Origin of the sequence: Bradyrhizobium oligotrophicum S58 (assembly GCF_000344805.1) — a bacterium.
GTDB classification, from domain to species: domain Bacteria; phylum Pseudomonadota; class Alphaproteobacteria; order Rhizobiales; family Xanthobacteraceae; genus Bradyrhizobium; species Bradyrhizobium oligotrophicum.
In genome coordinates, this window is sequence record NC_020453.1 from 6,220,362 (window position 1) to 6,232,617 (window position 12,256).

Here is a 12,256-nt window from a genome sequence, read left to right on the forward strand (position 1 = left end):
TCTCACGTGCCGTGGCGGTGAACCCGGATGTCGCTGCGCTCATCCGGGCTACGGAGTTCTGCGGGTTGACTGCGCTCGCAACGACGGAGCTAACAACGGCGACGAGCCTTACGGCCGCAGCGTCTCCATGAACCGCACCGGCTCGCCCGTGGCTGGCGCCAGCAGTTCGCCCTGCCACATGACGCGCTGACCACGGACGAAGGTGCCGACGGGCCAGCCGGTGACGCGCACGCCGTCATAGGGGGTCCAGCCGGCTTTGGAGGCGACCCATTTGTTGGTGATGGTTTCGCTGCGCTTGAGATCGACCACCGTCAAATCAGCGTCATAGCCGGCGGCGATGCGGCCCTTGCGGGCGATGTTGTAGATGCGGGCGGGGCCGGCGCTGGTGAGGTCGACGAAACGGGCGAGCGACAGCCGGCCGGCGTTGACGTGGTCGAGCATGATCGGCACCAGCGTCTGCACGCCGGTCATGCCGGAGGGCGAGGCGGGATAGGTCTTGGCCTTCTCCTCGGCGGTGTGCGGCGCGTGGTCGGAGCCGAGGATGTCGACGATGCCCTGGTGCACGCCCCACCAGATCACGTCGCGATGGTCGGCCGAGCGCACCGGCGGGTTCATCTGCGCGTAGGTGCCGAGCCGCTCGTAGCATTCGGGCGCGGCCAAGGTGAGATGATGCGGCGTCGCCTCGACGGTCGCGACGTCCTTGTGGTCGCGCAGATACACGATCTCCTCCTTGGTGGAGATGTGCAGCACGTGGATGCGCTTGCCGGTCTCGTGCGCGAGATTGACGAGACGTTGCGTGGCACGCAGCGCCGCCTCCTCATCGCGCCACACCGGGTGTGAGCGCGGATCGTTCTCGACGCGCAAATCCTTGCGCTCGTTGAGGCGGTATTCGTCCTCGGCGTGGAACGCGGCGCGGCGGCGGATCACCTGGAAGATGCGGCGCAGGCTGTCGTCGTCCTCGACCAGCAGCGAGCCGGTGGAGGAGCCGACGAACACCTTGACGCCGGCGCAGCCCTCGGCGCGCTCCAGCACCGGGAGCTGGTCGACGTTCTCGCGGGTGCCGCCGATGAAGAAGGCGAAGTCGCAATGCATGCGATGGCGGCCGGCCTCGACCTTGGCGGTGAACGCCTCCGCGGTGACCGTCAGCGGATTGGTGTTGGGCATCTCGAACACGGCGGTGACGCCGCCCATCACGGCGCTGCGCGAGCCGGTTTCGAGATCCTCCTTGTGGGTCAAACCGGGCTCGCGAAAATGCACCTGGGTGTCGATGACGCCGGGCAGCACATGCAGGCCCTTGCAGTCGATGATCTCGGCCGCGGAGGCCGCGCCGAGATCGCCGATCTCGACGATGCGCCCCTGGGAGATGCCGATGTCGCGGACGCCCTCGCCGTCCTGATTGACCACGGTGCCGGATTTCAGAATGACGTCGAACCGCGCGCTCATGAAGCCCTCATAGGATTTCATTCTCCTGATCACCCCAAGACGCATCGATCATGCTGCGCGCCTGCCCATTTGCTGGCCTGCAGGCCCGCGTGAACCTCGATCTTTAGAATGAAGCCACCGCGCCGCGGCGTTTCAGCCTTGTGGTTTATGCTAGCGCGGCTTACGTTTCGGTGCGGCCTGTCGCAAGAGGTTTTTCGAATGAAAGCGACGTTTCTCGACGACCGGGGCGTGGTCCAGGTCAGCGGCGACGATGCACGCAAGTTCCTCAACGGTCTCTTCACCACCGACGTCGGCAAGCTCCACCCTGGTGAAGCCCGGTTCGGCGCGCTGCTGACGCCACAGGGCAAGATCATCGTCGATTTCCTGGTGGCGCAACTGCCCTCGACCGAGGCCGGCGAGCGCTTCGTGCTCGACTGCCCGCGCGCGCTGGCGCAGGCGCTCACCGACAAGCTCAATCTGTACAAACTGCGCGCCAAGGTCGCGGTCGCCAATCTTTCCGACCAGCTCGGCGTGAGCGCATTGTGGGATGGTGCGGTCGGCACGGCGATCGAGGCCAGCTTCATCGATCCGCGCCACGAGAGCCTTGGCACGCGCGTCATCGCGCCGCAGGCCGCGCTTGCCGACATCGCCGCCCGGCTCGGCGCCGAGATCGTGGATTCCACCGTCTATGAGGCGCACCGCATCGAATGCAGCGTGCCGCGCGGCGGCCTCGACTTCATGTATGGCGACGCGTTTCCGCACGAAACCAACATGGACCGGCTGCACGGCGTCGACATCGGCAAGGGCTGCTATGTCGGCCAGGAGGTCGTGAGCCGCATGCATCATCGCGGCACCACGCGCACGCGCTCCGCACAGGTGCTGCTCGAGGGAGCCAGTCCCGAGCCGGGCACGCCGATCACGGCCGGCGACAAGACGATCGGCACCATGGGCTCGGCCGCGCAGCACAAGGGCATGGCGCTGCTGCGCATCGACCGCGCCGCCGAGGCGATCGAGGCGGGCACGCCGCTCACCGCCGGCGGACTCGTCTTGAGCATCGCCGATCCCGAGGCCCTGCAAGGCCCGCCGAAGCAGACGGTCGCCTGAGCGCATCAGCATGAGCCGCGCTGCCGTCGTCCATCCGGATGGTCTGACGCGCTGCCCCTGGCCGGGCAGTGATCCGCTTTATGTCGCCTATCACGACACCGAGTGGGGCGTGCCGGAATATGACGACCGCGCGCTGTATGAGAAGCTGATCCTCGACGGCTTCCAGGCCGGGCTGTCGTGGATCACGATCCTGCGCAAGCGCGAGAATTTCCGCCGCGCCTTCGATGATTTCCAGCCGGAGAAGATCGCGCGTTACACCGACAAGAAGATCCACGCGCTGATGAACGATGTCGGCATCGTCCGCAACCGCGCCAAGATCGAGGGCACGATTCTCAGCGCGAAATCCTGGCTGAAGATCCAGGAGGAAGGCGGCTTCTCGAAGCTGCTGTGGGACTTCATGGACGGCGCGCCGAAGGTCAATCAGTTCAAGACCACCGCGAGCGTGCCGGCCTCGACGCCGCTGTCGATCAAGGTCTCCAAGGAATTGTCCGCGCGCGGCTTCAAGTTCGTCGGCCCGACGATCGTCTACGCCTTCATGCAGGCGACCGGCATGGTCAATGACCATCTCGTCACCTGCTTCTGCCACGAGACCTGCAGCGGCAAGCGCCGCGCCCCGCGCCTCAAGCCTCCCAAATGACAACTGACAAGGCCCCGAGCGGGCACGACCGCGTCTGGCAGCGCATGCTGTCCGGCCGGCGGCTCAACCTGATCGATCCCTCGCCGCTCGATGTCGAGATCGCCGACATCGCCCATGGGCTCGCACGCGTGGCGCGCTGGAACGGCCAGACGTCAGGCGCGCACATCTTCTCGGTCGCGCAGCACACGCTGCTGGTCGAAACGGTGATGCGCGCGCGCAAACCCAACATCGACGTCAGGCTGCGGCTCGCGGCGCTGCTGCACGATGCGCCGGAATACGTCATCGGCGACATGATCTCGCCGTTCAAGGCGGTGCTCGGCGGCAGCTACAAGTCAGTCGAGAAGCGGCTGCTGGGCGCCATCCACATCCGCTTCGGCCTGCCCGCCGAGCTTGCGCCCAAGATCGAGCGCCAGATCAAGGCCGCCGATCGCGGCGCCGCTTTTCTCGAGGCGACCCGCCTCGCCGGCTTCTCCGAAAGCGAGGCGAAGAAGCTGTTCGGCCGCGATCCCGGCCTGCCGGACGCCACCGTCACCGACTACCTGACACCCTGGAGCGCGGCCAAGGCCGAGAAGCAGTTCCTGACCCGCTTCAACCTGGTGCTGAGGTCGTGCTGAGATGCCGCTGACGCCGGACGAGCGCCGCAACGAGCGCCTGAAGCTGCTGGCGAACTGGTTCAACACGCTGGGGACCGCCATCGTCACCGCAGGAACGTTCGTGCCGCTCGCCCAGTTCGTCTATGGCGTGCTGCCGCCGAGTACCCCGGCCGGCCTGATCTACGGCTCCGGCGTGGTTTGCATTGTCACGGGATTGCTCATACATTTGCTCGGTCAGTGGATCCTGGGAGGTCTTCGATGACCATGCACCAGCTCATCGCCCTGAGCTTTCCGCTCCTGACCGCTGCGGCCGTTGCCGTGGTGGCGCTGCTCGTGCGCCGTCCCTGGTCCGAAAAGCCGGTCGAGTTGCCCTCTCCGAGCCGTGAGCGTGTCCTCGACCACCTCGAGCGGCTGAACGCCGAGATCGAGGGCAAGGCGCATCTCGTCCGCCAGGAGCTGCGGCACCTCAAGAACACGCGCTGACGCCGGGTCAGCCTTGACGCGGCGCAACAGGCTTGCGTCGCACGCATGCGCCAGCCCGACAGCAGACCTCCGAAAGCCGCTTTTGCGCTTGCACGCGCGGTCGTATAATTGGGCTTTCAAAGGCCCCTCATGATCCATGTCTGCTCGCTTGCCGCCCTGCCCGAGACCGTGCGCCTGACCGGCGCCAGTCACGTCCTCACCATCATGGCCAATGTCGAGCAGGTGCAGCGGCCGCAGACGATCCTTCCCGAGAACCATCTGCGGGTCTCGGTCGACGACATCACCGAGCAGCTCCCGGGCTTCATGGCACCGAGCGAGGGCCACGTCACCCAGGTGCTGGAGTTCGTGCGCGGCTGGGACCGCGCCGCGCCGCTCGTGATCCACTGCTACGCCGGCATCAGCCGCTCCACCGCCAGCGCCTTCGCCGCGGCCTGCGCGCTCAACCCCAATCGCGACGAGCTCGACATCGCCTGGGCCATCCGCCAAGCCTCGCCGATCGCCTCGCCCAACCGCCTGATCGTCAGCCTCGCCGACAGGGCGCTGGGGCGCCAGGGCCGCATGGTGCGCGCACTGGACGCCATCGGGCCGGGCGCGATGATGGTCGACAGCCAGCCGTTCCGGATCGATCTGGAGTGAGTTGCGAGGCTGCGTAGCCGCGTACCGGCACGCTTTGAACTTATGTTCCGCGGTTTGACACAGAGGGAACGACGGCCATCGTGCGACCTGCCGTGGCCATCGGCCGATTCGCCGCGCCTACCCGAAAGCCGGCGCCATCCCTCCACCCGTGACGCCCGCCGGCGCCATTGTTTCAGGATTTCCCCGCGTGATGTTCGATTCGCACCTGGATTGGATCGCCCTGCTGGTCGCGTTCGCCCTATTCGCATACGCGCGTCAAATCTCCGATCGATTGGCCGAGCTGCAGGCCCGGCTGGACCGGCTCGAAGCCGCGCGTCCGGCGGCCATTGCGCCAGTGCCGGCAGCGCCGCCACTGAGTCCGCTGCAAGAGCCTGCGCCGATGCCGCCGCCGCTGCCGGAAGCGACCGAGCCCGCGCTGCAGCCTGCGACGATGGCGAGCGACGCGGCGGCTGATCAGCCGCCGCCGCTCGCGCCTCCGCCTCCCGTACCGCAACCGTCCGCCGGTTTCGAGGAGCGCATCGGCACCCGCTGGGTGGTGTGGATCGGCGGGCTGACCTTGGCGCTCGGCGGCTTCTTCATGGTGCGCTACTCGATCGAGGCCGGCCTCATCGGTCCCGAGGTGCGCGTCGCGCTCGGCGCGCTGTTCGCCGCCGCGCTGCTTGCGGCCGGCGAATGGACGCGGCGCAAGGAGAGCATCTCGCAGATCGCGGCGCTGCCGATCGCCAACATCCCGGCGATGCTGACCGCGGCCGGCACGGCGGTCGCCTTCGCGACCATTTACGCCGCCTACGCGCTCTATGAGTTCCTGCCGCCCGCGATCGCCTTCGTGCTGCTCGGCCTCGTCGCCTTGGGCACGCTGGCGGCGGCGCTGCTGCACGGCCCGGCGCTGGCCGGACTCGGCCTCGTCGCGGCCTTCACGACGCCGGTGCTGGTGTCGACCGGCCAGCCGAACTACTGGGCGCTCTACATCTATCTCGCCATCGTCACGGCGGCCGCGTTCGCGCTGGCGCGCGTGCGGCTGTGGCGCTGGCTGGCGATGACCACGATCGGGCTGTCGTTCCTGTGGACCCTGCCGGGCCTCGACATGGGCGTCGAGACGGTGGCGCCGCACGTCTTCCACGTCGCCGCGGGCTTTGCGCTGGCCGCGCTGATCGTGGTCTGCGGCTTCATGTTCGGGCCCGCTGCCGACAATGACGAGGTCGAGCCGATCTCGTCGGTGGGGCTCGCGGTCTATCTGCTCGGCGCCATGCTGGTGGTGCTCTCGAGCTTCCACGACGGCCTGGCGCTGATCGGCTTTACGCTGCTGGTCGCGGCCACGCTCGCCGTCGCCTGGCGCGCGCCGAGCGCGGTCGGCGCGGTCGCGGCCGCTGCTGCGACCGTGTTCCTGGTGTTCGCCGAATGGGCGCTGCGCGACAATCCGGACCTGCTGGTGCTGCCCGGCGGCGCGCTGCCGGGTATGGGACCGAACCCGCTCGGCGCATCGGTCACCTCGCATCTGGTCACGGCGGCGATCTTTGCGCTCGGCTTCGGCGGCGCCGGATTCCTGGCGCAGGGGCGCTCGCACAATGCGACCGTGCCGGTGGTGTGGTCGGCGGCCGGCGTGTTCACGCCGCTGGCGCTGCTGGTCGCGCTCTACGCGCGCATCGCCCATCTCGACCGCTCGATTCCGTTTGCGATCCTCGCCGTCGTGCTGGCGGCCGGCTTTGCCGCCGCGACCGAACCGCTGACCCGGCGCGAGGAGCGACCCGGCCTCAGCGCCTCGATCGCGCTGTTTGCGACCGGCACGCTGGCCGCGCTGGCGCTGGCGCTGACCTTCGCGCTGGAAAAAGGCTGGCTCACGATCGCGCTGGCGCTGATGTCGCTCGGCACTGCCTGGATCTACGAGAACCGGCCGATCCGGTTCCTGCGCACGCTCGCGGCCGTCTTTGCCGGGCTGGTCGCGTTCCGCATCGGCTACGATCCGCGCATCGTCGGCGCCGATGTCGGCACCACGCCGATCTTCAACTGGCTGCTATGGGGCTATGGCGTGCCGGCGGCGTCGTTCTGGGGCGCGAGCACTCTGATGCGCCGCCATGGCGACGATGCGCCGCTGCGCGCGGTCGAGGCCGCCGCCATCCTGTTCACGACGCTGCTTGCCTTCCTGGAGATCCGCCACGCCGTCAATGACGGCGACATGCTGGCAGTGCCGTCGCTCGCCGAAATCGGCCTCGACGTCTGCGTCGCGCTGGCGCTCGCGATCGGGTTGGAGCGACTACGCGAGCGCAGCGGCAGCATCGTGCACAACATCAGCGCGGTGATCCTGACCGGCTTTGCCGGCGGCGCCACCGTGCTCGGGCTGCTGCTGTTCGAGAACCCGATGATCTCGGATGTCGCGATCAAGGGCGGCCTGCTCAACATCCTGATCCTGGCCTACGCATTCCCGGCCGTGCTGATGCTGCTGCTGTCCTACGCGGTGGCGGGCCGCCGTCCGCCCGGCTACGGCAACACGCTGGCGGCCGGCGCGCTGATCCTGGCGCTGTCCTATGTCAGCCTCGAGATCCGCCGGATCTATCACGGCCCCGACCTGACGAGCGGCGTCACCAGCGCCGCCGAGCAGTACACCTACTCGATCGCCTGGCTCGGCTTCGGCGTGGTATTGCTCGGGATCGGAATCATCGTGCAGTCGCAGCGCGCGCGCTTGGCATCCGCGATCGTGATCGCGCTGACGATCCTGAAAGCCTTCCTGGTCGACATGTCGGCGCTGACCGGCGTCTGGCGCGCGCTGTCGTTCATCGGTCTCGGGCTGGTGCTGGTCGCGATCGGCTGGCTGTATCAAAAGGTGCTGTTCCGGCGGCAGCAGCAGGCGCCGCCTGCTGCACCGGCGGAGTGACGATCAGGCGGCCCTGACCGACTGCAGGAACGAGGCGACCTCGCGCTTCAGGCGGTCGCTGTCGGTCGCCAGCGACTTGGCGGCGCTCAGCACATGCGAGGACGCCGAGCCGGTCTCGGTGGCGCCGCGCTGCACGTCGACGACGTTGGACGACACCTGCTGCGTGCCATGCGCGGCCTGCTGGACGTTGCGCGAGATCTCCTGCGTCGCCGCGCCCTGCTCTTCGACGGCGGCCGCGATCGCCGAGGAAATTTCCGACAGCCGTTCGATGCTGCCGGAGATGTCGCGGATGGCGCCGACCGATTCCTGCGTCGCTGCCTGGATGCTGCCGATCTGCTGGCCGATCTCGCCGGTCGCCTTGGCGGTCTGCTCGGCCAGGGCCTTCACCTCGGAGGCGACCACCGCGAAGCCGCGGCCGGCCTCGCCGGCGCGGGCCGCCTCGATGGTGGCGTTCAAGGCGAGCAGGTTGGTCTGGCCGGCAATCGAGTTGATCAGCTCGACCACAGCGCCGATCCTGGCCGCCGCCTTCGACAATTCGCCGACGCGATCGTTGGTCTGACGTGCCTGGGTGACGGCGTCCGAGGCCATCCGCGCCGATTCCTGCACCTGGCGGCTGATCTCGGTGATCGAGGACGACAGCTCCTCGGTGGCTGAGGCGACCGACTGCACGTTGGTCGAGGCTTCTTCCGAGGCCGCCGCGACCTGGGTGGAGATTTCCTGCGAGCGGGTCGCGGTCGATGACAGCGCGCCGGCGGAGTGCTCGAGCTCGGTCGAGGCCGACGACACCGTCTGCACGATCTCGCCGATCGTCGTCTCGAACTGGCGGGTGATGTTGTCGACGCGGCGGCCGCGTTCGATCTTGGCCTCGGCGTCGACCGCGGCCCTCTCATCGGCCTCCTTCTTGGCGATCAGCGCCTCCTTGAACACCTGCAGGGTGTCGGCCATCGCGCCCATTTCGGTCGGCTCGCCACGGTGCGGCACCTCGGCCGAGAGATCGCCCTGCCCGAGCGCCTGCATCGGCCTGATGATGGAGGCGATGCCGGCCGAGACGTCCTGCACGAGATAGAAGCCGACGCCGATCGCGGCCACGACCACGGCGAGAATGATGCTCGTCATGATCCAGAAGGCGTTGCTGTAGCCGTCGGCGGCGTCGCGGGTGGCGGCTTCCGCGCCCTTGTCGTTGAAGTCGATGGCCTTCGCCAGCAGCTCTTCGGAGACCGCCGACGCGGCGCCCGGTCCCTTGAACAGGCCGTCGATATCATCGGGCAGACGCCCGACATTCTTGCGCGAGACGTCGAGCACCTTGTTCGACTCGGCGATGTAATTGGCCCAGGCACGCGTCCAGGCTTCATAGATCTTGCGCTCATCGGCATTCGCGATCAACGGCTCGTAGGCGCGGATGTCCTTCTGCACGATGTCGAGCATGTCGGCCATGCGCTTGTCGGCCGCGGCCTTGGCTTCGGCCGACAGCGCCATCACGTGAACGCGCAGCGTGAGGCGGTACATGTTGATGTCGGCGCGCAGCGCGCCGAGCATCCGGACGCTCGGCAGCCAGTTCTTCGAGATCTCGATCGTTTGGGCATTGATCCCGTGCATGCTGCGCAGCGCCAGCACGCCCATGCCGGACATCACCACCAGCATGAAGGCAATGACGACGATGATCTTGAGACGAATGGAGAGCTTGGACACGTCCTGATCCTCCGAGAGAAAGCATCTCGCAACCGGACATCTCAGCCCGGGCACGACACCATTGCGCGACCGGCGTACCGCTGCGAAACGAAAAAGCGGCCACTGCTGGGAAGCAGTGTGCCGCTTTGTCTGCAACGTTCCGTTAATGCTAAACGTCGTATTAGTACGGGACTCGAATTCTTTCGCCGCGCGGGGCGGGTGATCAGGCCGCCCGCACCGACTCCAGGAACGTCGCGACCTCGCGCTTGAGGCGGTCGCTGTCCGAGGCCAGCGACTGCGCCGCGGCCAGCACGTGCGTGGAGGCCGTTCCGGTCTCGGTCGCGCCACGCTGCACGTCGACGACGTTCGAGGACACCTGCTGCGTGCCTGCCGACGCCTGCTGGACGTTGCGCGAGATCTCCTGCGTGGCGGCCCCCTGCTCTTCCACGGCCGCAGCGATCGCCGACGAGATTTCCGACAGCCGCTCGATGGTGGTCGAGATCGCCCGGATGGCTCCGACCGACTCCTGCGTCGCCGCCTGGATGCCCGAGACCTGCTGGCCGATCTCATCGGTCGCCTTGGCCGTCTGCTCGGCCAGCGCCTTCACTTCGGAGGCAACGACCGCGAAACCGCGGCCGGCCTCGCCTGCGCGCGCCGCCTCGATGGTCGCATTCAGCGCCAGCAGGTTGGTCTGGCCCGCGATCGTATTGATCAGCTCGACCACATCGCCGATGCGCGCGGCCGCCTTGCTCAGCTCGCCGACACGATCATTGGTCATGCGCGCCTGGTCCACGGCTTCGGTAGCCATGCGGGCCGATTCCTGCACCTGGCGGCTGATCTCGGTGATCGATGAGGACAGCTCCTCCGTCGCGGACGCGACCGACTGCACGTTGGTCGAGGCCTCCTCCGAGGCGGCCGCAACCGCGGTCGAGATTTCCTGCGAACGCGTCGCGGTGGACGACAGCGCGCCCGCGGAGTGCTCGAGCTCGGTCGAGGCCGACGACACCGTCTGGACGATCTCGCCGATGGTCGCTTCGAACTGACGGGTGATGTTGTCGACGCGCCGGCCGCGTTCGATCTTGGCCTCGGCATCGTGTGCCGCGAGCTCGTCGGCCTCCTTCTTGGCGATCAGCGCTTCCTTGAACACCTGCAGCGTATCCGCCATGGCGCCGATCTCGGTGGGCTCGCCGCGTTGCGTGACTTCCGCGCTCAGATCGCCCTTGGCGAGCTCCTGCATCGGCTTGATGATGGAAGCGATGCCCTGCGAGACGGTCTGCACCAGGTAGAAGCCGACGACGATGCCGGCGACGATGGCGGCGGCGATGATCGAAACGACCAGCCAGATCGCACGCGAGAAGCTCTCCGACGCCTGCCGCGTCGCATTGTCGGCGCCCTTGTTGTTGAACTCGATGTCCTGGATGAAATACTTGTCCGCGTCACGTGCGATCGCAGCAGCCGACTTCTCCAGCAGCTCGGTGGCCTCCCGCGGAAGCCGGCCGACGCTCTTGTTCGACTCGTCCATCACCTGCTTGACGGCGACGACGTACTTCTCCCAGGCCTGCACCCAGCTGTTGTAGATCGCGCGCTCCTCGGCCGACGTGATCATCGGCTCGTAGGTCTTGCGGTCCTTGTTGATGGCTTCGAGGATGCCGTTCACCCGCTTCTCGCCGGCCTGCTTGGCCTCGGTGGTCTCGGCCATGACATGCGCCCGCAGCGCAATGCGCAGCAGGTTGATATCGGCGCGCAGCTCGCCGATCGCGCGCACGCTGGGCAGCCAGTTGTTGGCGATGTCGACCGTGTTCGCATTGATCGACTGCATGCTGGTCACGGCGAGCACGCCGAGCCCGGACATCGCCAGCAGCATGAAGGCGATGACCGAAATGATCTTGGTACGGATGGACAGTTTGGACACTGGTGACCCCGGATGGCTGTGCGGCTTGTGGCCGCTCCCTGCCAACGCTCACGACGGCAACTGATCCGTGTACGCGCGACGTTGCGCAGTCTTCGCTCAGGGTACGGACGTCTCGTTCCCCGAACGGAACCATTTGGGAAAAAACAAGCCAAACATAAGTTAAACTTGTAGACCGTACTAATACGGGAATGGCAGGCGTGCCCGGTGCCGGATCACCAGACGCCAAAGTCTCTTCAGGAGGCGTTCTGCTGCTTTCGATCGCGCGCGTTGGGTTGCCGGTCTCGGGCAGGAAGGACACACCTGTGAGCTTGGTGGTATGCCATGACCCTTTAATGGCGCGTTACTACCTGAGCCTGTAATTTAGTCAGGAGCACGTAGATGGAACTTGGTGAGAGTCGGCTGGGACGGGCTGGCGCCTGTAAACCGATTGGCGTTCACCGCCATGTCGAAAGCCGTAAGCCTGCTCGAAGCCGCGCTACGGACCCTGACGAGCAAGCTCGATCAGGGACCCACGATCTGCGAAGGGCGGTGTGAGATCAGGAGCGCGCGGCGGCCGGACGGATAGTCGCACGGCCGGTGGTGCAGGAATCAGCAGCTCAGCCGACGGCTTCCGAGACCAGGCGGATACGGAACACCGGCTGCTTGGCTTCGTCCAGCAGCTCCATCTGCCACTCTGCTCCCTGCTGCAGGCTCTTCGAGATCCCCCCGATCAGGTCCGAACAAACCGCAGTCAGCTCGTTCCAGGCGGTCTCCCGGTTGGCAAACTCGTAAGGCTGATCAGCAGCGCCCGAATAGCGGCCCTGGCTGATACGGAAGAAATAAAGCGACATAACGACCCTTTCTATTGGGCCACCCCCCGCGGCAAACTGCATTGTGAGTCGCTACCGAGGCATGAATTTAACTGTCCGTACGACTACGGCGCAATGACCGCT

The 12,256-nt window shown here is 66.9% G+C and carries 11 protein-coding genes; 7 read left to right on the top strand and 4 right to left on the bottom strand.

Features of this window, described 5'->3' with window-relative positions; genetic code table 11:
* Positions 1-108: 108 nt before the first annotated feature.
* Positions 109-1,443, bottom strand: coding sequence for a dihydroorotase (locus S58_RS26850; protein ID WP_042340956.1), 1,335 nt, complete (start codon positions 1,441-1,443; stop codon positions 109-111).
* A gap of 198 nt (positions 1,444-1,641) precedes the next feature.
* On the opposite strand from S58_RS26850, the gene ygfZ reads away from it, so the two are divergent.
* The 7 genes from ygfZ (at position 1,642) to S58_RS26885 (ending at position 7,744) form a co-directional block, all read left to right on the top strand.
* Complete coding sequence (gene ygfZ, locus S58_RS26855; protein WP_015668548.1) at positions 1,642-2,526, top strand: CAF17-like 4Fe-4S cluster assembly/insertion protein YgfZ; 885 nt, start codon at positions 1,642-1,644, stop codon at positions 2,524-2,526.
* A gap of 10 nt (positions 2,527-2,536) precedes the next feature.
* Complete coding sequence (locus S58_RS26860) at positions 2,537-3,163, top strand: DNA-3-methyladenine glycosylase I (protein WP_015668549.1); 627 nt, start codon at positions 2,537-2,539, stop codon at positions 3,161-3,163.
* Positions 3,160-3,777: a YfbR-like 5'-deoxynucleotidase gene (locus tag S58_RS26865; protein ID WP_015668550.1), complete on the top strand. Its 618-nt coding sequence runs from the start codon at positions 3,160-3,162 to the stop codon at positions 3,775-3,777. Before S58_RS26860 ends, S58_RS26865 begins: the two co-directional genes overlap by 4 nt.
* Position 3,778: 1 nt before the next feature.
* Positions 3,779-4,018 (top strand): hypothetical protein, encoded by a 240-nt coding sequence (locus S58_RS26870; protein WP_015668551.1) that lies wholly within the window; start codon positions 3,779-3,781, stop codon positions 4,016-4,018.
* Complete coding sequence (locus S58_RS26875; RefSeq protein WP_015668552.1) at positions 4,015-4,239, top strand: hypothetical protein; 225 nt, start codon at positions 4,015-4,017, stop codon at positions 4,237-4,239. The genes S58_RS26870 and S58_RS26875 overlap by 4 nt, the downstream gene beginning before the upstream one ends.
* 129 nt (positions 4,240-4,368) lie before the next feature.
* A complete protein-coding gene (locus tag S58_RS26880; protein WP_015668553.1) occupies positions 4,369-4,875 on the top strand; it encodes a tyrosine phosphatase family protein in 507 nt (168 codons plus the stop codon).
* 190 nt (positions 4,876-5,065) lie between these two features.
* Entirely contained in the window at positions 5,066-7,744 is a 2,679-nt protein-coding gene (locus tag S58_RS26885) for a DUF2339 domain-containing protein (protein ID WP_015668554.1), read from the top strand.
* 3 nt (positions 7,745-7,747) lie between these two features.
* On the opposite strand, the gene S58_RS26890 is transcribed toward S58_RS26885, so the two are convergent.
* The 3 genes from S58_RS26890 to S58_RS26900 all read right to left on the bottom strand — a co-directional run bounded on the left by S58_RS26890 (position 7,748) and on the right by S58_RS26900 (position 12,154).
* Entirely contained in the window at positions 7,748-9,433 is a 1,686-nt protein-coding gene (locus tag S58_RS26890; protein ID WP_015668555.1) for a methyl-accepting chemotaxis protein, read from the bottom strand.
* A gap of 202 nt (positions 9,434-9,635) precedes the next feature.
* On the bottom strand, positions 9,636-11,324 hold the full coding sequence (locus tag S58_RS26895; RefSeq protein ID WP_015668556.1) for a methyl-accepting chemotaxis protein: 1,689 nt from the start codon (positions 11,322-11,324) through the stop codon (positions 9,636-9,638).
* A gap of 596 nt (positions 11,325-11,920) precedes the next feature.
* Positions 11,921-12,154 (bottom strand): DUF6894 family protein, encoded by a 234-nt coding sequence (locus S58_RS26900; protein WP_015668557.1) that lies wholly within the window; start codon positions 12,152-12,154, stop codon positions 11,921-11,923.
* Positions 12,155-12,256 lie beyond the last annotated feature (102 nt).

Bases quoted from the DNA above. Each gene is read 5' to 3' on its own strand.
- S58_RS26850 (WP_042340956.1), bottom strand. From the start codon at position 1,443: ATGAGCGCGCGGTTCGACGTCATTCTGAAATCCGGCACCGTGGTCAAT.
- ygfZ (WP_015668548.1), top strand. From the start codon at position 1,642: ATGAAAGCGACGTTTCTCGACGACCGGGGCGTGGTCCAGGTCAGCGGC.
- S58_RS26860 (WP_015668549.1), top strand. From the start codon at position 2,537: ATGAGCCGCGCTGCCGTCGTCCATCCGGATGGTCTGACGCGCTGCCCC.
- S58_RS26865 (WP_015668550.1), top strand. From the start codon at position 3,160: ATGACAACTGACAAGGCCCCGAGCGGGCACGACCGCGTCTGGCAGCGC.
- S58_RS26870 (WP_015668551.1), top strand. From the start codon at position 3,779: ATGCCGCTGACGCCGGACGAGCGCCGCAACGAGCGCCTGAAGCTGCTG.
- S58_RS26875 (WP_015668552.1), top strand. From the start codon at position 4,015: ATGACCATGCACCAGCTCATCGCCCTGAGCTTTCCGCTCCTGACCGCT.
- S58_RS26880 (WP_015668553.1), top strand. From the start codon at position 4,369: ATGATCCATGTCTGCTCGCTTGCCGCCCTGCCCGAGACCGTGCGCCTG.
- S58_RS26885 (WP_015668554.1), top strand. From the start codon at position 5,066: ATGTTCGATTCGCACCTGGATTGGATCGCCCTGCTGGTCGCGTTCGCC.
- S58_RS26900 (WP_015668557.1), bottom strand. From the start codon at position 12,154: ATGTCGCTTTATTTCTTCCGTATCAGCCAGGGCCGCTATTCGGGCGCT.